This window comes from Salipaludibacillus agaradhaerens, assembly GCF_002019735.1.
Taxonomy (GTDB): domain Bacteria; phylum Bacillota; class Bacilli; order Bacillales; family Salisediminibacteriaceae; genus Salipaludibacillus; species Salipaludibacillus agaradhaerens.
In genome coordinates this window covers 3,869,939-3,892,112 of record NZ_KV917378.1, presented here as the reverse complement: position 1 = coordinate 3,892,112, position 22,174 = coordinate 3,869,939, and the positions used below count along the sequence as shown (strand labels likewise).

Annotated in this window: 20 protein-coding genes and 1 pseudogene; 7 read left to right on the top strand and 14 right to left on the bottom strand. The window is 38.1% G+C overall.

The window, feature by feature from the left end; genetic code table 11:
• Positions 1 to 4: 4 nt before the first annotated feature.
• The 3 genes and pseudogenes from BK581_RS17865 to BK581_RS17855 all read right to left on the bottom strand — a co-directional run.
• Positions 5 to 1,471: an ABC transporter permease gene (locus BK581_RS17865; RefSeq protein WP_078579439.1), complete on the bottom strand. Its 1,467-nt coding sequence runs from the start codon at positions 1,469 to 1,471 to the stop codon at positions 5 to 7.
• 912 nt (positions 1,472 to 2,383) lie between these two features.
• Positions 2,384 to 2,716 carry a hypothetical protein gene (locus BK581_RS17860; RefSeq protein WP_078579438.1) on the bottom strand — a complete coding sequence of 111 codons (333 nt, stop codon included), beginning with the start codon at positions 2,714 to 2,716 and terminating at the stop codon, positions 2,384 to 2,386.
• A 25-nt stretch (positions 2,717 to 2,741) separates the two neighbouring features.
• Positions 2,742 to 3,128: pseudogene (locus BK581_RS17855) on the bottom strand (hypothetical protein); the annotation flags it as partial.
• A gap of 653 nt (positions 3,129 to 3,781) precedes the next feature.
• Between BK581_RS17855 and BK581_RS17850 the strand changes: the two are divergent.
• Genes BK581_RS17850 through BK581_RS17840 form a run of 3 tightly spaced genes read left to right on the top strand, consistent with a single transcriptional unit; the run spans position 3,782 to position 6,334 of the window.
• Positions 3,782 to 4,738, top strand: coding sequence for an ABC transporter substrate-binding protein (locus BK581_RS17850; RefSeq protein WP_245829241.1), 957 nt, complete (start codon positions 3,782 to 3,784; stop codon positions 4,736 to 4,738).
• A 35-nt stretch (positions 4,739 to 4,773) separates the two neighbouring features.
• A complete protein-coding gene (locus BK581_RS17845; protein WP_078579435.1) occupies positions 4,774 to 5,547 on the top strand; it encodes an ABC transporter ATP-binding protein in 774 nt (257 codons plus the stop codon).
• Positions 5,531 to 6,334, top strand: coding sequence for an ABC transporter permease (locus BK581_RS17840; protein ID WP_078579434.1), 804 nt, complete (start codon positions 5,531 to 5,533; stop codon positions 6,332 to 6,334). Before BK581_RS17845 ends, BK581_RS17840 begins: the two co-directional genes overlap by 17 nt.
• 51 nt (positions 6,335 to 6,385) lie before the next feature.
• Here BK581_RS17840 and ytkD read toward each other — a convergent pair whose 3' ends face one another.
• The 4 genes from ytkD to BK581_RS17820 form a co-directional block, all read right to left on the bottom strand.
• Entirely contained in the window at positions 6,386 to 6,889 is a 504-nt protein-coding gene (gene ytkD, locus BK581_RS17835; RefSeq protein WP_078579433.1) for an RNA deprotection pyrophosphohydrolase, read from the bottom strand.
• 248 nt (positions 6,890 to 7,137) lie between these two features.
• A complete protein-coding gene (gene tatA / locus BK581_RS17830; protein WP_078579432.1) occupies positions 7,138 to 7,347 on the bottom strand; it encodes a twin-arginine translocase TatA/TatE family subunit in 210 nt (69 codons plus the stop codon).
• A 29-nt stretch (positions 7,348 to 7,376) separates the two neighbouring features.
• Entirely contained in the window at positions 7,377 to 8,021 is a 645-nt protein-coding gene (gene mobA, locus BK581_RS17825) for a molybdenum cofactor guanylyltransferase (RefSeq protein WP_078579431.1), read from the bottom strand.
• Complete coding sequence (locus BK581_RS17820) at positions 8,008 to 8,799, bottom strand: formate dehydrogenase accessory protein FdhE (RefSeq protein WP_169837782.1); 792 nt, start codon at positions 8,797 to 8,799, stop codon at positions 8,008 to 8,010. Before BK581_RS17820 ends, mobA begins: the two co-directional genes overlap by 14 nt.
• A 588-nt stretch (positions 8,800 to 9,387) precedes the next feature.
• Here BK581_RS17820 and BK581_RS17815 point away from each other — a divergent pair.
• Positions 9,388 to 10,266, top strand: coding sequence for a polysaccharide deacetylase family protein (locus BK581_RS17815; RefSeq protein WP_078579429.1), 879 nt, complete (start codon positions 9,388 to 9,390; stop codon positions 10,264 to 10,266).
• Positions 10,267 to 10,386: 120 nt separating this feature from the next.
• On the opposite strand, the gene BK581_RS17810 is transcribed toward BK581_RS17815, so the two are convergent.
• From BK581_RS17810 to BK581_RS17800, 3 genes are all read right to left on the bottom strand, one after another.
• Positions 10,387 to 10,629, bottom strand: coding sequence for a YuzF family protein (locus BK581_RS17810; RefSeq protein WP_078579428.1), 243 nt, complete (start codon positions 10,627 to 10,629; stop codon positions 10,387 to 10,389).
• A gap of 174 nt (positions 10,630 to 10,803) precedes the next feature.
• Entirely contained in the window at positions 10,804 to 12,495 is a 1,692-nt protein-coding gene (locus BK581_RS17805) for a methyl-accepting chemotaxis protein (RefSeq protein ID WP_078579427.1), read from the bottom strand.
• Positions 12,496 to 12,722: 227 nt separating this feature from the next.
• A complete protein-coding gene (locus BK581_RS17800) occupies positions 12,723 to 14,375 on the bottom strand; it encodes a methyl-accepting chemotaxis protein (RefSeq protein WP_078579426.1) in 1,653 nt (550 codons plus the stop codon).
• Between the two features lie 365 nt (positions 14,376 to 14,740).
• Between BK581_RS17800 and BK581_RS17795 the strand changes: the two genes are divergently transcribed.
• A complete protein-coding gene (locus tag BK581_RS17795; protein ID WP_078579425.1) occupies positions 14,741 to 15,493 on the top strand; it encodes a hypothetical protein in 753 nt (250 codons plus the stop codon).
• Between the two features lie 61 nt (positions 15,494 to 15,554).
• Here the strand turns inward: BK581_RS17795 and BK581_RS17790 are convergent, their stop codons facing one another.
• A complete protein-coding gene (locus tag BK581_RS17790; RefSeq protein WP_078579424.1) occupies positions 15,555 to 16,187 on the bottom strand; it encodes a hypothetical protein in 633 nt (210 codons plus the stop codon).
• 281 nt (positions 16,188 to 16,468) lie between these two features.
• Here BK581_RS17790 and BK581_RS17785 point away from each other — a divergent pair, with 281 nt between their 5' ends.
• Together BK581_RS17785 and BK581_RS17780 are read left to right on the top strand one after the other, a co-directional pair.
• A complete protein-coding gene (locus tag BK581_RS17785) occupies positions 16,469 to 17,356 on the top strand; it encodes a YitT family protein (protein ID WP_078579423.1) in 888 nt (295 codons plus the stop codon).
• A 170-nt stretch (positions 17,357 to 17,526) separates the two neighbouring features.
• The gene (locus BK581_RS17780) at positions 17,527 to 18,309 is read left to right on the top strand and encodes an HAD family hydrolase (RefSeq protein WP_078579422.1); all 783 of its coding nucleotides are present in this window, start codon (positions 17,527 to 17,529) and stop codon (positions 18,307 to 18,309) included.
• A 271-nt stretch (positions 18,310 to 18,580) separates the two neighbouring features.
• On the opposite strand, the gene BK581_RS17775 is transcribed toward BK581_RS17780, so the two are convergent.
• Genes BK581_RS17775 through BK581_RS17765 form a run of 3 tightly spaced genes read right to left on the bottom strand, consistent with a single transcriptional unit; the run spans position 18,581 to position 22,126 of the window.
• Entirely contained in the window at positions 18,581 to 20,440 is a 1,860-nt protein-coding gene (locus BK581_RS17775) for a PTS fructose transporter subunit IIABC (RefSeq protein ID WP_078579421.1), read from the bottom strand.
• 5 nt (positions 20,441 to 20,445) lie between these two features.
• Positions 20,446 to 21,372 (bottom strand): 1-phosphofructokinase, encoded by a 927-nt coding sequence (gene pfkB, locus BK581_RS17770; RefSeq protein WP_078579420.1) that lies wholly within the window; start codon positions 21,370 to 21,372, stop codon positions 20,446 to 20,448.
• On the bottom strand, positions 21,350 to 22,126 hold the full coding sequence (locus BK581_RS17765) for a DeoR/GlpR family DNA-binding transcription regulator (protein ID WP_078579419.1): 777 nt from the start codon (positions 22,124 to 22,126) through the stop codon (positions 21,350 to 21,352). The genes pfkB and BK581_RS17765 overlap by 23 nt, the downstream gene beginning before the upstream one ends.
• Between the last annotated feature and the right edge of the window lie 48 nt (positions 22,127 to 22,174).

Below are 22,174 nucleotides of genomic sequence, written 5' to 3'. Positions count from 1 at the left end.
TCTATTACATCATTATTTTCTTCGGATTTAATCGCACGATATACGTTAACGGTATAACAGTTGATACAAGAATCGTCAATAAACCAACAACATAAAACATGATAATATAATTTGCATCAAGTTTAACTTGATAAGACTCCAGTACATCGTCTGTTGTTAAATCTATATCGAAGTCATGAAAATATATTGTATCTTCTTGAAATTGATCGTGATCAGCTTGGAGCATCGTATCAGAGACACCTTGAGCCAAAAAGTTACCACTGAACAAAGATAAGGTAATACCGATAAGTCCAATAATCATGACTTCGATTAGAATTTGCCCTACAACACGGCTACGACGTTCTCCTAACGATAAATAAATACCTAACTCCCGTTTGCGATCACGCAAAAATAATAAGACTACTAAGCCAATGATCAGTACTGTTGCAATAACAGCAACTAGTAGAACATAGCCGGATATGGTAGACATAGATTCAATGGGTGCTGCAATATTTTCATATTGGTCACTAGCATTCACCACTATATATAATTCTGGCAACAATGGCGATACCTCTTCCTTAAATGCTTCAGTATCGTCTTGATTATTTAAGAAAAACGTCGGTTGATAATAGTCTAAATCCTCTTCTTCCTCAAGCATTATTGCAAAACTATCATCCACTTTCGCATACTCTTCCCAACGGTACCTGTCTTCACTTGAGACCACTTCGTTAGGTACATACACGGTATTTTGATAGTCTATGTCCATAAAATCGATCATCCCACTACTTGATGATTCCCCTTTATCTTCTTTGGCTGATTGAGGTTCGAATAAGCCTATTATTTCTAAGACAACATCACGAGAAGCAATTAACTCCTCTTCACCGCTAGATTCTGAGTACTCATAAACCTCATTGTTTAACGTAAAAGTGTCTCCCACATGAAGATTATTTTTTTCTGCTAATTTATTTGAAATAATCGCGACAGCAGAACCATTTTCCACCTCATCTGTTGTAAAAACACGACCGTCAACAAGTTTTCCTTTCTGTTCTTCAAAATCAATAACAGGAGCATAGTTAATCCCTTTCAACATGAAATCCATGCTAGGACCTTCCCAAATAATCTCCTCTTCTTCCATCTCCTCTCCTTGATAACTTTCAATACTCTCTGAACCTAAGTGTGTAGACATGCTATAGTCATAATATTTCACATATGAAAGTTCACCAATTTGTTTAATGAGAGCAATATCTATATTCGAAATCTCAAAATCATTCATCTCTGAGTCATCCATAGCTTCTAATGCTTCATAATCAAGCTCAAGCGATGCTGCCGTTCCCAGTCTTTCTTTGATGGTTGATTCAACATTATCGGTGGCTTGTTGGATCGAAATTGCCCCTGATATAAGATTTCCTAAAATAAAAATAACGGCCAATAAAATCAATGACTTACCTTTTTTTCTTGTAATACCTAATAGTCCACGTTTAATAAAGTTCATCTCAAACCCCCTCATATTATAAAAGATTAGTGCTTAAACACTTTTTTCTTTATGTTACTATCACTGGGCGTCATCACTAAAACACCTCCTTGAGGTCTATTAGCAATTTTTTCCAGTAACCTTATATATTATATTATTATATTACTAGTAATATCAACCATTTTTCCAAAAAATCTCTCCTTATTTCAAAGTGAAATCAAACTTAATATTTTATATTGAGATAGCATTCTGTTTAGCTTCCAATTCTTTTTTGAAAAAAATAGCTACTTACAACAAATATTCACAAGTTGATTAACGCCTAAGGATTATCCATACGCGAATTGAGTGAGGATAAATCTTAAAAAAATCGAGCAGGCTATCTGACAAAAAAGCGGTTAAAGATAACAAAAAATTCCCTTAATTAATATGTTGATAAAATACTTTTATAAATGAATGAATGTCATAAATCAAAATAAAATGTCAAAAACCGACTAATGTATGTCACCTTCCCTCAGACAGACGGTTGTCTGTGATAACACCTTTCGCATCATTGATTTTGCAGACGTCGCTGATGAGTCACCAACTCTGTAGCCCTTTTTTACGAACATGTGATATAGACCATTTATCATCGTTCGCTTGTTCGTGGTGAAAATTCAATCGTGACATTTATTCAACTAACGCCTCATAAAACTATAAGTGAAAAATAAAGGCTCACATGCTGTTGAATGACTATCTAAACGAAAGTTTTGCGAACTTAATACTAAGACGCTTTAACTCTCTTAAAAGTTTACGAATACATGTAAAACATTCCTATTTACTTACAATATCTTAATAGCAGTCGCTTTTTCCTTAATCCTCCTCTATTATCAAGGCTGAGTATGTCTCTATCCATATATAAAAAGCTAGCAGGTTCCCCTACTAGCTTTTACATGACTACGCCTTTCCTTTATGCAACATACCATTCGGATCTATAATACCTAACTCATATGCTTTTTCAACATAGTTAAATGCTTCATTTTGAATGGTATAGTTACTTCCCATTCTAATCTGTAAGTCTTTACTTTGTTTCTGAAATTTATCAACTTCTCTAGAGAGGTTAGGATTAACTACCTCTTCTTGTTCCATCATGTTTAAAAATTCCTCAAATCCCATTGATTTATTATTTTCGGAGATTGCTAGACCTTCTCTTTTAGCGTTATGTCTAGCTAAAACGGTCATATTTGTAAAGGCTACCCAAGCTGCTGGATGTTTCTCGTATAGCTTCATAAAGTTCCTCCTTGTATCATGTTAATTAATTCCAATCTATGTTGAAACTTCTAGTTACTGACAATGTATTTAATGGACTTGTCAAATCTCTAGCAAATAGTGTTATAACTCCTTGTTCCTGACCTTCAAACAATTCTAACGGTATAGTTCTATAGTCTAAATAACCGTAAATAATATTATCTGACCCAGAAAGGTATTGTTTTTCTCTTGTTCTATAAGTTTGATCTGTAACATTCTCTCCATCCACAAATATCATTGGGTATATACCTGAAGTATAACCTTCAACATATGTCACAATATAAATCTCACTTCCGCTAGCTGTATAACCTGTACTCATATACTCTTGATCAGGATAGTGCCATTCGAATCCACCACCATCAGATGTGATCGCATCAATATTCATATAAGTTAATGGAGGAGCAGGACCTGCTTCTCTACAGAATCAAAGGTCCCTACTCCTAAAAAAACTAAAGTCAAACAAGCTAACAATAATGAGAATTTCTTAATCATTTCTCCATCTCCTCTCAAACTAAAATTACTGTTTACAATGCTAATATCGGAATCATGTTGGCTTTTTAACCTTTTTCTAGGATACAATATAAAAGATTAATAAATTTTAAAGAAGGGATTTTTAGGTTCAAACTATTATTAAAGCAGGTAAAAAGACCCGTTTATCAATTGATTAACATATCCCTTGTCTATTTGACACGCCTCTCATATAGGTAAACTCACAAATTGACACTAGAGATAGAACTTTTAAAGAAAATAGTTATAGAATGCTCATACGAATGGCACATTACATGGTCTAAAACGCCTATTTGTTTCAATTTTTCTCTATAAAAAACCGTCCTATAAAGTGACTAAATTAAACTTTATCAAGTCATCTTTTCTCAATTTCCACTTCACCCGTCACATGTGTGTGCCCATCACTTCTCCTCTTTTAATATGAGCCTGCACCTTTTCACTATTTATCACATACGTTATCACAATCACATAAGTTGATATGTCATGACAAAAAGGAGAATTAGTATGAAAATGTCTAGCTTGTTTATCATTCTCGGCGCTATGTTCACCGCCCTACTCGCGGGCTGTCACACAGAAGATGAGATGACCGAGGTCAGGCTTGCAGAAGTCACTCGGTCTATTTTTTATGCTCCTCAATATGTCGCTCTTTCAGAAGGCTTTTTTGAAGAAGAAGGCCTTGATATAGAATTGACAACTACTTGGGGCGGCGATACAACGATGACAACACTTTTATCAGATGGAGCAGATATCGCACTCGTTGGAGCTGAAACATCTATTTATGTCTATGCTCAGGAGGCGAATGATCCAGCTATTAATTTTGCTCAACTGACCAAAACAGACGGTACATTTTTAGTTTCACGAAATCCAATAGATCATTTTCAATGGGAAGATTTGAAGGGAAAGACATTTCTCGGCCAACGTAAAGGTGGCATGCCACAGATGGTAGGCGAGTATGTTCTGAAGGAAAACGGTATTGATCCGCATCACGATGTGGAGATGGTTCAAAACATTGATTTCGGTAATATCCCTTCTGCTTTTGCTTCGGGAACAGGTGATTTTGTACAATTATTCGAGCCGCAAGCCACCCTTTTTGAACAAGAGGGCATTGGCCATATTGTCGATTCATTCGGCACACAGTCGGGGGATGTTCCGTATACTGTGTATATGGCAAAACAGAGTTACCTTGATGATCATCAACATGTTATTGAGAGCTTCACTCGGGCTCTATACCGTGCACAACAATGGGTAAAACAAACAGACCCAGCAACCATTGCTGAATCGATCGATCCGTATTTTGATGACACACCACTTGAGGTCATTGAACAAGTCATAGAACGATACCAGGATCAAGGTTCATACGCTACCTCACCAGTGTTGGAAGAGGAAGGTTGGTACCATTTACAAGCGATGATGGCTGAAGCTGGCGAGTTACCAGAAGAAATTACCTATAGTACATTAGTAAATCGGGATATAGCTGAGCAGATCATGAAGGAGTAACGATGTTGCACACTAATGAAAGGTAGGGGAAAGATATGGCCTTTCTTGAACTAGAAAACGTTGAAAAAACATTTTTCACTTATGACACTATGACAACAGCAGTTGAGAATATATCGTTTACGATTAATGAAGGTGAATTCATATCGTTAATTGGACCAAGCGGATGCGGGAAAACAACGCTTCTATCGTTAATTTCGGGTCTTTTCCATCCGACTACCGGGCAGATTTTGTTGGAGGAGACAGTTATTGAAGAACCAACACCTGAAACGGGGTATATGCTTCAACAAGATTATTTATTTCCTTGGTTAAACATCGAAGAGAATATTACCCTTGGACTTAGAACGATGGGAAAAACAACTGAACAGGATGTAGCATTTGCATTTGATATGCTCACCACTCTCGGCTTAGCGGATAAACGACACCATTACCCGTCCCAGCTATCAGGTGGGATGCGGCAACGAGTTGCACTTGTACGAATGTTGTCCACTGACCCCAAACTCCTGTTACTTGATGAGCCTTTCTCTGCTCTTGATTATCAGACAAAATTAAAACTTGAAAATCTCGTTTTTTCAACGATACGCACGCATGGAAAGACTGCGATTCTTGTCACTCATGATATTGGGGAAGCTATCGCCATGAGCGACCGTATTATTTTACTTACCGGTAGGCCCGGTTCGATTAGAAAAACGTTTAATATACCATTGCATTTAGCGGATGATCTGCCGTTTAACGTGAGATTAGCTGACGAATTTAATCCGTTATTTCAGCAAATATGGAAGGAGATGGAGAGTCATGACACACATACGTGAGGAGCTTCATAAGAAATTTCGTCGTCGAACGACAAACAAAAATCGACAAATCCGAACGCTTCAACTCGCCATCTTACTTCTCTTTTTCGCCAGTTGGGAAGTGGCCACAGCGCTTAAATGGATCGATCCACTACTGTTTAGCTCTCCAAGTAGGATTTGGCAGCTCTTTATGGAACGAATGCAAGATGGTAGTTTGTTAACCCACACATCGGTCACACTTTTAGAAACCGTTGCTGGCTTTTTATTAGGGACACTATTAGGAACATGTCTAGCTGCTATTTTGTGGTGGTCACCATTTTTATCGCGCGTCCTTGACCCTTACCTTGTGGTGCTAAATTCCATGCCAAAAGTAGCGTTAGGTCCGATCCTAATTGTAGGACTCGGCCCAGGATTAGCCTCAATTATAGCTATGGGTATCCTTGTATCCTTAGTCATCACAACAATGGTCGTATATAACGCGTTTAGAGAGGTCGATGATAATTACTTAAAAGTGATGAGAAGCTTTGGTGCCACAAAGCGCCAGTCATTCTTTCATGTGATTTTCCCTGCATCTTATCCTACTATGATATCCACCTTGAAGGTAAATGTTGGACTCGCATGGGTCGGGGTCATCGTCGGGGAATACCTCGTTTCAAAGCAAGGTTTAGGGTACTTAATCATTTACGGTTTTCAAGTCTTCAATTTTACATTAGTCATGCTTTCTCTCGTGATCATTGCCATCTTAGCTACCGCTATGTATCAAACGGTTGAATTAATTGAAAGAAAGCTCATCGGTCACCGCACATAAGGCCATGAGCTTTTTCATGAAAAATAGTAAGTCAACCAGGAAATATTATCTTCAAGAATTATGCTTCGCTATAAAAAAACGTCGCTCCACTTCACTTAAACTTAACGAAAGAACATTATCTTTCATAATAAAGCTGTACTGCTTATTTTCTTTCACATTATCAGGTAAATGTTTAACGAGCTTTGGACCTTTTGTCTCTAAGTAATTCTTTTTAGAAATAAGCTCTTTAATTTCTGCATAATAAACGTTCTTTATGACTGTTTCACTTTTTCCCTCTACCTGATATTGTCCTATGTAATGAAGGTTAGTAATAGTAACATGTCCGCCAGTTTCTTCAAATACTTCGCGCTTGGCAGCCTCACAAGCAGTCTCTCCTTTTTCCACCTTTCCTCCTGGAAATTCAAGACCTCTTGAGGGGTGTATCGTTAAGAGCCAGCTATTTTTATAACGTGCTATAACCCAAACATGTCGCGGCTCCTTCGAGTACGGATGATCCTTAGTAGAAAAGCGGACATTGTTATTATAATAATCTTTAAATAAATGCTCTTTTAACATTGCGGTTAACCTCCAAAAGGAAACGAAAATAGTAAACGGGCAAACAAATTAGATGTGGTAGCTTCATCTAAAGCACCGTTCATATAGGCCTAATAGCTAAAGTTCCCTAATCAGTTTCTCCTCAAACGATAATCTCCATTATGAACAGTTAAAATGACTGCGGGCAACTCTTTCTAGTACAGAGAAGTAGCAGTCTTTTACCTTCCCTTTGCTCATAATGAGTGAGAGCTGTTCTTTAAAAATATCTTCTACTCTTCTTTAGTCGACGCCTTTATCTCTTTAGATGTCTCTTGAGTAGGTCCCGTGATATCCTTTGTTAATTCATTTGTTGATTTTCTAAATTCTCGAACCGTTTGTCCAGCTGCCCTTCCAATCTCCGGAAGTTTTTGTGGTCCAAAAATAATAAGTCCTATAGTTAAAATAAGCAACAAGCCAGGAAATCCAATATTCGCCAACATCATTTTTTCCTCCTTAGTGAATGTCACATTTATTTTTTATCAACATCGCGCATGACTTGTTCATAATCTTCTCTTGAATTCATATTAAAGAAATTTCTTTCTACTACACCTTTTTCAAGGCCGGCATTTAAAAAGGCTTGTTCAGTGATGACCTCATAATCTAAACCGAACACCACCTCAGATACTCTGAGCTTATCTTTCATTAAACACTCTGTAACATACGGCAAAGAAGACGCATGATAAAGGGCACTCAATGGATGCTTCTTCCCATCTATTTGTGGTACTATCACTTGCTTATGAGGTAATTTATTTGCTTTTGTAAAAAGTATCTCAACAACCTTATGAGTTAAAAAGGGCATATCACATGCCGTAATAAAATTCCACTCTGTATGAGAAGCCGCCAACCCAGCTTGAATACCTGCTAAAGGCCCCTTATTAACATAGTTATCATGGACGAGTGGCTGTTTCAAAAATGTATAAGCGTCAGTATCATTGGTTACTATTATCATACTCTTAGTTGAGGTTAAAAGCTCATTAGTAAGCCTCTGAATCGTTTCGTCCCCTTGGATGGGTAATAACGCTTTGTTCACACCCATTCGGCTTGATTTACCACCGGCGAGAATAATGCCCGTCACATTTAAACATTTCTTTTTAGACTCGTTAATAATTGTCATCGCCAAATCCTTCTTCTTGTGCGGCAAAATCAAGATGGATCGTTTGTAGATCCAATAACGATGCCGACATCGTTTCAGGATAGGAGCTTCGATCAATTAGCTTTAAATAGTTATTGCACGTGCTACAAATTTCAATATGCACAGATTCATCTTCTTTAATCGTAAGGTGAAAGGTATTCTCTTCTTTATCATCACCGCAATGCACACATGCTAAACGTTGTTTGTACCATTGCGTTTCACACCTAGGGCAAGCTAAACTTGTCTTTTGATCTCGCGTTACTTTGCCGAGTCTCGGTGGTTCACCACAACAAGGGCATGTCCCCATGACATTAAATTCGGTCATTATCGACGCATGTAAATGAGCAATGCCTTGCGCAAAGGGTCGAAATGCTTGCTCAGCAAGAAAATGAGGGAGCCAGTCTGATACGTGCTGCTTTTTTGCTAAATCGTGAAAGTAAGTCATCTCATATTTAATCGCTGCCTTAATCCATTGATCAGCCTGTTGATCACTTAGTTCATTTATAAGCTTATAAATGTCTTGTTTAATGTGTGGTTCATTATCACTTATTATGTGGCTTACCGCTTGCAATGACGCCCTATATAGTTCAATAGGTATTGGCCGCGGTAGCTGCATAAGGACTGGGACTTCTCGATTTAAAGGTATATCTCCAAACATCTTTTTTATATGAGGGAGAAACTGCTCTTTTAATAATTGCTGCTCGTTAAAAAGAGCCCTTTGCAACTGCATATAGCGATTAGCTACCACCTGAGAATCCATCGTCATCCCCCCAGATTATTGGCTTATAACTATTATAGCCCTAGCGTTTAAAAACTGTCTACATTGTGTGGTTGATTATATAAAGAACATCTTCTATTTTAAGAAAGAAGTTGATTATCTCCCTATGTCTATTTTTGTTTTCATTCCTCATTTATCAGTTAAACACGTAAAAAAACGTCATTACCTATTCACAACACTTTTCTCTTTTATAAAATTTAAGCATGAAAAGCCCCGATACATTATCAAGTTTCTTTTCAGTGTCTAAAAAAATTTAAAAGTAGTTGATTATAGAAATAAGTAAAAGATGACTTCGAGGAAAATATTCTCCGAAGAGCCCGCAAGGCAGTTTTCCCTAGGAAACTGATACAATAGCATTTGTAGCGAAACGACAATCAACAGCAAAGTTTAGCAGGATATTTAAGCACCTACTCAAAACTTATTGGATGAGTGTCACTATATTTTTTGATTTACTGGTGTTTGTTCCAGCCTCTTTACTTTATAATAAAAGAAACTTTATGACATCCAATACGGACTTTTTATAAGGAACACTCATCATTATTAGCTGTGTTATTAGGGAAAGGAAGGATTATGAAGACCTTACGAATCATCTCTGTTTTAAGCCTGCTGTTTTTGGGAGGTGTCACTTACGTTATACTTAACCTGCAAAACACATCTCAAAGTAACACCTACGACGTAACACAAGCCGTCTTTACTAAGTCTCCTGTGAAACAGCCTTCTGTTAATCTTCAAACTAGAACCAATGACGTGTTAAATAAGTGGCAAGATCAGCACCTAGAAGCCACTGAGTGGGGAGAACACATTTCTGGTGTTAAAAATAAAATAGATACAGAAGAAAAGATCATCGCGTTAACGTTTGATGCATGTGGCGGCACATGGGGAGAAAAATATGATGAGACGTTAATAAACTTTTTAAAAGAGGAAGAAATCCCTGCCACTTTGTTTATAAATGCTCGCTGGATTGAAGCTAACAAAGAGACATTTATGATGCTAGCTGAAGAGCCATTATTTTCGATTCAAAACCACGGTACAAATCACCTCCCTCTATCTGTTTCTGGGCAAACAGCTTGGGGGATTGAGGGAACGGCATCCGCCGAGGAGATTATACATGAGGTAATGGACAACCAGACGTTAATTTATGAGATGACCGGTCATTTACCAAATTTTTTCCGCTCAGGTACAGCCCATTACGATGATCTTGCTGTCCAAATGACACAAGACCTTGGTTTAACAATCGTTAATTATGACGTCCTCGGAGATGCTGGTGCTACCTATTCAGCTAGTGAAGTGGAGGAGGCTCTGCTGACTGTTGTTCCTGGATCAATTCCACTTTTACACATGAATCAGCCGAAAAGTGGCACAGCCGAAGGGGTGATGGCCGCTATTCCTCAGCTTAAAGAAAACGGCTTTACGTTCGTTCATTTAGTAGATCAAACGTTAGTTGAATGATCTATTGTAGACAAGTTATTCTCACGCATGAAAGGACAAGGAAACTTAATGCCTAAAGCAATACCATTATCATATTTAAAAGGAATGCACTGGGAGGCATTCCTTTCCGAAACAATATTATTATTGAGGCATTACCCAAATAATTTGTTGCGTCCGTATAAAATAAGTCGCCCCATCGGAATCAATGACCACATGGTCTGGTTTAACTTCCGCAACTCTTCCTCTAATGTTTCCTTGGCAAGTTTGAACGACTACGATAGAACCTTGGACAGATTGGAGTGTCTGGTAGACAAATGGGTCATACAGGCTGACATACTGGAGCGTATCATTATATTCTGTATGTCGTGACTCATCATGATACATCTAATCATTCCTTTCCTTTTATATCTAGCCACTCTCATCATATGCCCAATAAAAGAAATGGTGTTTGTCTTTACCCGTCTTCACCTATGAAGGTGATGTTATAACGAAACGGCTGCCCTATTCTGGACAACCGTTTCATTTTAAAATCTTATATGTCAATTATTGTTAAACAGATTATAAATTAAATTTACTGACAGATTCCTGCAATTCCTCTGCCATTTTCGCCAATTGATCAGCTGATGAACTAATTTCCTCCATAGACGCGTTCTGCTCCTCTGCTGACGCAGCAACATTTTGTGTGTAACCGGCAGATTGCTCTGCAATTGATGTTGTTTCTTCGACAGAAGATTTGACCCTGTTAACACCTTCTTCGACCTGTGCAACAGCTGCCGTTACTTCTCGCATCTGAGATGAGACACCATGTATCGCTTCAGATAGTTCTTCGAAAGATCTACCTGCATCCTCCATATAACTCATACCCGTTTGAGCTGCTTCGCGTCCTTCTTTCGTATAGGATACAGAGTGTTGAATATCCTGTTGGATATGGGCTATTAAGCTGCTAATTTCATTCGTTGCATTTCCTGTTTGTTCAGCTAATTTCCTCACTTCATCTGCCACAACTGCGAATCCTTTGCCATGTTCCCCAGCCCGTGCAGCTTCAATTGCTGCATTTAAAGCTAATAAATTGGTTTGTTCCGCAACATCTGTAATCAGAGAAATAATAGATCCAATTTTTTCAGAACTGACAGCTAATCCATTAACTGATCCGGCTATTTTATCTGTCAACTCGTGAATAGATGTCATTTGAGACATGGTGGAAGAAATGACATCAGTCCCATGTTCCGCTTTCTGTGCAGACACCTTAGAAGACTCATTTACGGTCTCTATACTAGACGCGATTAAGTCAATGCTTTTTGACATGTCATTAACAGTTCGTTCATTGTCAGCAGCTTTTTCTACTTGTGAATCAGCTCCTGAGGCTACTTCCTGAATTGATTCCGTGATTTCTTCTGTTACTTTCGTTGTTTCGGTAGAACTGGCTGATAATTGTTCTGAACTCGCTGCTACTTGGTCAGATGTCCTACGCACGTTCGTAATCATTGTTGAGAGATTATCAATCATTTGATTAATAGCCACTCCAATTCTCCCTGCTTCATCCTGCGATTTAATCTCAATTTTTTCAACGGCTAAATTGCCTCTACTTAGTTGTTCAGCTGTCCCAACAACCTGATTTAAACTCTTCGAGAGATTACGTGTTACAAACCAGAAAATACTTCCTCCGCTAACAATGACAATCAGAACCATTATAGAAAAATAAACGATGTTCATCGAAATTATGTCATAAACACTTTTTTCTGCTGCTTCTGCTTCCTCAAGCATGACATCAGAAAGATTTAGTGCGTTATTAACGACCGCTGATCTCGTTTCTGTCAATTCCTGTAATCGTTGATTTTGCAGAGGACCTGAGTCACCAGGAATACGTTCCACTCTCTCATCGAATTCTAAAATTTGGGCCTGAAGGTAATTAAATAGTTCTTTTGATTCTTCAGTATACATCCGTCCTTCAAGCGCTGCTAATTCAGTAGTCAATTGACCAGAAAAATCATCATACCTCGTGAGATTTCCCTCTTCTCCAGTACGGTAGTAGTCACTGATTGCAATATATTTACCTCTTATAGATGAAGCAACATTAGCTGCAATAACAGCTCTCTCGCTCTGATCAGCATACACATCCATTTCTCGTTCAACCCCACTCAGTTGAAAATAGGTGACAACAGCCCCTATGATGAGTAAAAGAATAGTAAATGCAAATGTACCTAGCACTTTTAATCGTATAGACATCGTAGCATTATGTAAAAATTTCACTCTTCTTCACCCTTTATACATTATTTGTAAATAATTAGTCCTAAAAACGCAGTACAAAAGACTCTAATTTGATAAAATCATCATATCATAATTCTTTTAGCTTAGAAATAAGTAGGTCTAAAATAGTGAAAAGTCTTTTGGTAACAACCTAAAGTCCTATTTTACTTTTATGTAAATGGAAAATATGAAAAAACACCTGACACGGTTATCAGGTGTTTTTCCTATCATTATAGGTTAAATTGCTGTACTGCTTTTCTTAAGTTTTCTGACATGTTAGCCAATTGTTCTGAAGAGGCATTAATTTCTTCAAGTGTGGCATGCTGTTCTTCAGTAGCTGCTGCTACAGATTGCATGGCATCTACTGAGGATTTGGATAAATCAGATGACTGATCAGCTGTTGTCAGCATTTTTTCAGTGTCTCTTTCCATTGTTTGCATACCACTAGCAATGGTGCTTAATTGTTCTCTCATCGCTCCGATAGCACCAGAAATCTCATTAAATGCGGTTCCTGCATTATTAACCATTTTCTCTCCGTCTTCTACTGACATGTAACCTTCTGTCATGGCCATCGCTGACGATTCGATTTCGTTTTGAATTGTTTCAATTAGACCTTGTACATCACCAGACGCACTCGTCGTTTGTTCTGCTAACTTTCTAACCTCATCTGCTACAACGGCAAAACCTTTACCTTGTTCACCAGCTCTTGCAGCTTCAATTGCCGCATTAAGGGCTAGCAAATTGGTTTGTTCTGCAATACCCGTAATCATTCCTAATATAGTCCCTATCTCGTTTGATTTCTGTGCAAGTCTTGTCACAGACATGGACATGTTATCTGTCATTTCACGGATGTTCTTCATTTGATCAATACTATCTTGAATCATCTGTTCGCCTTCTTTTGCGGAAACAACAGACGTTTCAGATGTTTGATTGACCTTCTGTATATGCTCAGTATATGAAGCAATATTAACAGACATCTCTTTAACAACATCTTTATTCTCATGAGCGAATTCTGCTTGTTTTTCTGCCCCTCCAGTAACCTCTTGAACGGATGAGGTAATTTGTTCAGAAGCGTAACTTGACTCATTGACACTGGCAGTTAACTGTTGCGATGAAGCCGCAAGTTGTGTGGACATATCATCGACTTGCCCTAACAAAGCCTTCAGTTGCGTGACCATTTTATTCACTGCTTTAGCCATTTTTCCGATCTCGTTATTCGACTGATCATCTAACATCTCGACTTGCAAATTCCCTTCACTTATTTGTGTAAGGGTAGCAATCACATTATTTAGAGAACGGGAAACAACTAAGCCGATCATAACAAACACTACTGTACCAAGGATAAAGGCAATACTTAAAGAACCAACCATAAGTATTTTTGTAACATTAATTTCAGAGGATACAGCTTGTGAGGAGTCGCTAACTTGCTGATCATAAATACTGATTAAGCTCATTAACCCACTTACAGCCTCATCTCTTAACGCTCCCTGTTGCTGAATATCAACCTCGTTATTTGCTGAAAGCATGCGCTCACTTTCTGTTGAAAAATCATTATAGGCTGCCATCGCAGTCTCAAATATCTCTCGTTGTTCCTCTGTAGTCACTTGATTTTCAAATGACTGTTGATATTCTGCAAACATCTCTTGCAAGTCTTGAAGCTCTGTTATAGAGCCACCTTCTGTCAGTATAATTGACTGTTGCTGAAGATTTGTTGTTAATTCTTGAATAACCGTTAGACGCTCTGTATTTTCCTGCATTTGCTGCGTTTCTGCTTCTACATTATTTAAATAATAAAAACTACCTATAAATCCAACACCAAATAAGAGTACTACCAATGTAAAACCTGCAAGAAATTTTGTTTGAATCGATCTGTTTTTCCACATAACTATAGGTTCCTTTCAGCTTAAGTATTTAAATTCTGTTAGCGTTAAAGAGGCTATCTTCTTAATAAAGTAACCCCCTTTTGACTATTACCTATTCGCTAGTTATTTCCGGTGATTCAATCCATACTAATTCTTTAGATCATAATTAAGCGTTATCATTTTAAGCAACTTTTGACCTATGTATATAATACCATACAGATCTTCTTTAACGTATAAAACTTTTCACTATAATGAAAATATCTTAAATAGTCCCTATATCTCACTGGACCTCTAAACCTTTCTAAATGTGCTATATTACCTCTCACTACCTCAACATGATATAATCAAGCCAAGTGTTCAATTATTGTAGACTCTAGAGGTGAAACATGGAAAGAAATAAACTGATCATATTAATTGCCGGTTCTGTGATTCTTGTCATCCTACTTTTTCTATTAATTGTTCTGGAGAGAGCAGAGAATACTGAGAATTCTGGGCCTAGTACGAGCGGTGACAATACTGGAACCGAACTTGAAAGTTCTGGTACTGATAGCAACACAGGTACATCCAATAATATTTCTGAAAGTGCCATTGACGATTCGGCACTCATCGAAAGTGATGAAGAGCTGCGCCAGTATGCTCAAGAAGCCATTTCTAACACTTCTTTCAATAAGCAAGCAGAGGAATTAACCCAAGAAACTCTCTATGACCATGCACTTCTTTACCAACGCTATACATTTCTTTTTGAGGACCAAGCTGCTGAAGAAGGTTCTGCAGAAGATGATGCTCGCTGGATGTCTTTAGAGATAAAAGCTTGGTTCGATTTCGCTCAGGAAAAATATGGTTTTTCATATGAACCTGAGGACCTTGCCGCTTTTGTTGAAAACGATTCAGATACAGAAGAAGAAACTAGTACAAGATTATTACTAGAAGAGCTTGCCTCTATTAATGATAATCTCTATTATCGACAGTTAGAGTTTCATTATTTAAGGCCTTACATTTGGGCAACGATTAAAGACGATGTAGCAAAGGAAAATGGGGAAGACCCTGATGATGACCTTACCTATTTATATTATGATATCGATCAACAAGTCATGGAAAAACTGATGGAAAGTCATCCAGAATTAATTGACACAAACTAACAAAACGGCTGAATGTCAACGTAGTAATACCTACGCTGAATTCAGCCGTTTTGTTCTAATATCATGGAGCATACTCATCGAATTCTAAAGAAAATACGCTCATTTGAGATGAATCAATTCTATCTACAGTAGTAATCGTTAGTGGTTGCGAAAAATCCAACTTTTCTACATTTAAATAAATGGTTTTTGCTGTACCGCCATTTGCATTATCTACTTTATAAGGCTGGATACTATCATCATCTTGCCCGATTTGTACATCATAAATATAAGCCTTATTTTCATAAAAACGAACATGCACCGGTAAATATTGATCCATTAAGTTTGGTTTAACTTCTTCCACCACAGGCCTTCTACCAGTATAATCATATATTTTACGAGCTTCTTTTACAACTGTTAAATAAGGTGTTTCAACATATGCAAAAGCAACACCTGAGCCCTCACCTTGTTTTTCTTCTAAAAGAAAATTTTCAATTAAATCTACTGTTGTAGTACTTGTTGTAATCGCTTGCTGAATTTGTGTTTCCGATAAATAATACATATACGTGTCATCTTCAAACGTTTTAGCTAAAGCGCCTCGACTACTAGAGTCTGCTTTTCCAAACAGCCCCCCTGTGGTCGAATTAAAATAAAATAATAAACCTCCAACGATTAAAACCGTCATAAATATCATGCTCATTAGCATTTTTTTGAACATTGTTATCCCGCCTCTAACGTTTATTATACTAAACAATGAGACGTGCTGAAACAAAGTATGACAACTTTAGACAAAACTCACAGATGCGTTTCCGTCTATACAAGATATCTATATCATCATTGTTTTTACCTCTATTATCATGAAAAGAAGTCAGCTGATTTTTTATTAACACTTTCTATTTTCTGAATATAAAGACTTTAATCTTTTCATCTTAAGTCTGTTGGGCTGTCGCCATTGCTATGTTATACTTCTTTGGTCTAAAACAAAAGGAGGGAATGACGATGGCACGTCTTTTTCAAGGGGTTAAATTACGGCCAATTATCATCATTTTTATCGGGACAACGATTTTCGGTTTTGGCATTATTCATTTTAATTTACAAAACGGTCTTGCTCATGGGGGCTTTACTGGTATTACTCTATTACTCTACTACCTCTTTAAAATCGAGCCGTCGTTATCAAACCTGTTACTTAATATCCCACTTTTTTTAATCGGCTATAAATTATTTGGACGATTAATGCTTGTTTATAGTCTAATTGGAACTCTCTCATTATCCATTTCGTTAAGAATTTTTGAATTATACCCTGTTACACAACTCCCACTGCAAGATGATATGATACTCGTTTCCATTTTTGCAGGCGTATTTGTCGGTACAGGTTTAGGCATGATTTTTAGAGCAGGAGGTACAACAGGGGGAGTAGATATTCTGGCAAGGTTGGCAAATAAATACTTCGGTATAAGTATTGGTAAATTTATGCTATGTTTTGATGCAGTTGTCATTATCATCTCCCTTATTCATTTATCTTTACTCCATGCCATGTATACACTTGTTGCAGTATTCGTTGCAAGTAGAGTGATTGATTTCATTATTGAAGGAGCCAGTGCCGCTAAGTCTGCCATGATTATTTCATCAAAAGCAGATGAGTTATCCCAAGTGATCATTGAGCGTATGAGCCGAGGATCCACCGTGCTTACTGGAAAAGGAAGCTTCACTGCAGATGAACGTCAAATTCTATATTGTGTTATTCATCGAAATGAATTGGTCCAATTAAAGAATTTAATTGATGACGTGGACCCCTACGCTTTCTTTTCAGTCAATGATGTAAAAGAAGTATCAGGTGAAGGGTTTACATTCGATAATCAGCGCCGACCGCTAAAACCAACTTCATAATCAAGATTGTCTAGTCCCGAAGCATTGAGCTTTCGGGATTTTTAACGAAGTATTAACAAAAGATCTCTAAAAGATTTTAATTTTCATACTAATCAGCTATTTACAGAGAGAAGGATTTTCTATACCCTATTCATTAATGGCATCTGTACATAAGACTGGAGGAAGTTGAGATGAAAGCTATCTTTTTTGACTTGGACGATACATTATTATGGGATGAAAAAAGTGTTAAAAAAGCCTTCGAATTAACGTGTCAATACGCTGCTTCAAAGTATGACTTAGATGTAGAAGCCTTGGAGCAAGCAGTCAGAAATAGTGCCCAGGAGCTATACAGTCGTTATGACACATTTAACTTCACTAAAATGATTGGGATTAATCCCTTTGAAGGACTGTGGGGACAATTTAATGATCCAGGCCCTCAATTTAACAAAATGAAAGAGATCGTTCCAACATATCGGCAAGAGGCTTGGACACAAGGTTTAAAAAAACTAGGGGTAGATGACCCTTTGTTAGGCAAAGAATTAGGTGAACGGTTCCCAGAAGAAAGAAAAAAGGTACCATTTTTGTTCGATGATGCGTTATCTGTTTTAGAGAAGTTACAAGGAAAATATAAGCTACTCATGTTGACCAATGGTTCTCCAGAGTTGCAAAATACGAAGCTGACTATTACACCTGAATTAGCCCCTTATTTTGATAAAATTATTATTTCGGGGGAATTTGGTAAGGGCAAGCCTGACAGAGAAATCTTTGACTACGCATTAAAGGTTATGAACGTTCTTCCTAACGACACTCTCATGGTCGGAGATAATCTGAACACGGATATTCTTGGCGCTAATGAAACTGGGATCACGTCAGTTTGGCTTAATCGCTTCAACAAAGACAAGAGCCATATTCAGCCAAATTATGAGATTAAAGAGTTGAGCGAGCTTTTTCCACTGCTAGAGAAATTAGACTAACCGTCACCTCTCTATTTTGAGTAGGTAGTTTTACAGACGTTTATCTGGAATAAAAAAAGGTATCCTTAAAAGTGGACTTTTAAGGATACCCTTTACTTCATTTATAAAGCTAAGCTCAATCAGTGGGAGTTTTCCTTCATCCCCCACTGATTGTTAGTTTAACTTATCGGACCTTTAGGCGCAGTTTATCCCCCAACCAAACTTTTTCGATTTTCTTAAGTTTTGAGGTGGAGGTTTTACTGCCCCCTTTAGAGTGAGATAAATACTTTATTTAAACTACTTTTTTCTTTAATATTCCAAGCAACGTAGCTGTTACGGCTGCTCCTGCTAAGATGGCAACGATATACATCGGCCAGTTATTAACAAGTAATATGACGAAAGCGCCGCCGTGTGGTGCTTCTGTCGCGTTACCGAATAACATTGATAAACCACCAGCAACCGCTGAACCTGCAACAATAGCTGGAATGACTCGTGCTGGATCAGAAGCAGCAAATGGAATCGCCCCTTCTGTAATAAATGAGGCACCGAGGACATAGTTTGTTTTTCCAGCTTCCTTTTCTTGCTTCGTAAATTTATTTTTAAAGAACGTCGTTGCAAATGCAATACCTAACGGTGGCACCATACCACCTGCCATTATGGCCGCATGAGGTTCTAAATTACCAGCAGCAATCATGGCAATACCAAAGGTGTATGCTGCTTTATTTATTGGACCACCCATGTCGATCGCCATCATGGCCCCTAACAAAATGCCTAATAATACGATGTTTCCTGTGCCTAATCCTTCAAGCCAGTTAACGAGTCCTCCTTGGACATCAGCTAAAGGGGTCACGATGAAATACATGATAAGACCAGTAGAGAAAATACCAAATAACGGTAATAACAGAATCGTTTTAATGCCATCTAACGACTGTGGAACGAAAGCGAATGCTTTTCTGAGAGCTACAACTAAATATCCAGCTAAGAAACCAGCGATAATACCACCTAAGAAACCGGCGTCTCCATTACTAGCCATCAGTCCCCCGACCATACCAGCAGCAAACCCAGGCCGATCAGCGATACTTCGAGCTATAAATGCAGCTAACACTGGTACCATAAGAGAAAAGGCATTCGCGCCACCAATTTCCATCAAGATGTCGCCAAACGGCGTCCTTACGCCTTCTACTTGATCTTCAAAGAAGAACGATAAGGCAATGAGAATCCCGCCCCCGACAACGAATGGGAGCATGTTTGAAACCCCATTCATTAAGTGACGATAAAAAGCTGGACGCTTATCTTCTTCACTAGAACTTCCTGATTCTTTACTATCTGCTTGATAAACTTTAGCATCACCTGCAGCCGCTTGTTTCAATAATTCAGCTGGACGGCGAATGCCTGCCGTTACTGGTGCACTAATAAGCTTTTTCCCTGAGAATCGTGCTTTTTCTACTTCAGTATCCGCTGCGATAATGACAGCATCAGCCCGTTCAATATCTTGAGCAGTTAGTTTATTTCTGACGCCATCAGATCCATTTGTTTCAACTTTAATATCATAACCTAGCTCTTTGGCTTTATCTTTTAGCCCATCAGCTGCCATATACGTATGGGCAATACCTGTTGGGCACCCTGTCACTGCTACAAAATAAGGACGGTTTGCGCTTGGTGCAGTTGCTGTTTCTTTTTCTGTCGAATCCAGTTTTTCTTTTTCTTTCTTGTTCACTGCAGCTAGAACATCCGAATTTGAACGCGCTTCCATTAATGTACTGCGAAATTCATCATCCATGAGCAATGTGGAAAGGCGAGAAAGCGCTTGAAGATGGACTTCATTTGCACCTTCGCTCGCCGCAATCATAAAGAATAAATGGCTTTTTTCACCATCTAGTGCTTCATAATCAATACCTTCTTTTGAGCGACCAAATACGATAGCTGGATCTTTTACTGCTTTCGTTTTGGCATGAGGAATAGCCACGCCATCGCCTATTCCTGTTGAGCTTTGACTTTCACGATTATGAATCTCTTTTATGAAAAGTTTTTTATCACTTAACTTCCCAGCAGCGTCTAGTTTTTCCGCCAATTCATCAATGACAGCGTCTTTAGATGTTGAGGTTAAATCTAGTAAAATAGTCTCTTTCGTTAATAATTCAGTAATTCTCATCGTAATCACCCTTTCTTTCTTGTTTTAATAGAAATATGAGATAATAATGACTTGACTTTCTCTTCGGTACACATACCATCGGAGAAAGCTGTAGCGCTTCCAGCCGCAACACTAAAGCGAAAAGCTTCCTGTAAATCGCGTGACTGGGAGTAAGCATATATAAAACCGGCTACCATAGAATCCCCTGCACCAACAGAGTTTTTGACAGTACCTTTTGGGACAGTAGCGGTATATACCTGAGATTGTGAAACTAATGCAGCACCTTTATCAGCCATAGAGACTAGCACATGCTCGGCACCATCTTCAATCGCTTTTTGAGCAAATTCGATAGCTGAATCAAGATCAGTAATTTGTCCTTCATATAAATACTGCAATTCTTTCTCATTCGGTTTAATCAGAAACGGTGACGCTTTCAAAACATGTCTCAGCGGTTCACCGCTCGTGTCAGCGAGGACGTGCGCCTGTTTCTTTTTAGCATGATCAATAAGTTGCATATAGAGATCGGCTTCTAATACAGTTGGTAGACTTCCAGACAAGACAAGTAGATCGCCTTTTTGCAGTTTATCAAGTTGTTGAAATAGTTGATCAATATGCTCTTGTTTAATATCTGGAGCGACGCCATTAATTTCTGTTTCTGTCGCTGTGTCTGTTTTTAGTTTTACATTAATTCGTGTATGGCCCGGTGTATCAATAAACTGGCAATCAACACCATCTTTTATCAGTTCCTGCTTAAGATACTGACCGGTAAATCCTGCTGTAAATCCTAAAGCTACGGACGCCATGCCGAAATTTTTTAAGACTTTTGAAACGTTAATTCCTTTTCCTCCTGGCACCATGTTCTGAGTTGCTACACGGTTTGTTTCACCTAATTGAAAATTGTCTACATTCACTAAATAATCAATAGATGGATTAATGGTTACTGTATATATCATCGTCCTTCACCACCTCAAGTGTCACTATTTGTTTGAGCTTTTTAAAAAATTCATCATCATCGCCTTCCGTCGTAATGAGAACGGCTTCATTTAAGTCTGCAAATTTTGCGAACGTGACATCACCGAATTTTGATGAATCTGCTAAAACAAATGAATGGTTAGATTGTTTAATTGCTAAATGTTTAATTTGCGCTTCTTCCGGGTCCGGCGTGGAATAACCAAAATTTAAGTCGACACCGTTTGTTCCGATGAAAGCTTTGTCAAATTGAAATTGTTGGATGGCTTCTACAGCTCCTTTACCAACAAAAGCATGGGTACCTGATTTGACATATCCCCCAAGCACGTACGTACGAAAATTAAGATTAATGGCTTCCTCAATAATATTGAGGCCATTCGTTACAATGACGACATCTTTTGCCTTAATGTAAGGAAGAATTGCCTGTGTAGATGTCCCAGCATCAATAAATAAGCTGTCTCCATCCTTTATAAATCCAGCAGCCTTTTCACCCATTTGTTGTTTCTCTACAGTGAATTGTTGCTGTTTTTCTATCATGGACGGTTCTTCTACTTTTCTTTTTAGCAGTGAAGCCCCACCATGAATACGCTTTATTTTTTTCTCATTCTCTAGGATCGTTAAGTCTCTGCGTATCGTTGACTCAGAAGCACCTGTCTCATTAACTAATTCCGCAAGCTTAGCGATCTTTTGTTTCTCTAGCAGTTGTAAAATGGCTTCATGTCGTTCATAAGTTAACATGGTAGTCACACCTTTTCACTTATTAATGTCATTATACAATCAAAACCG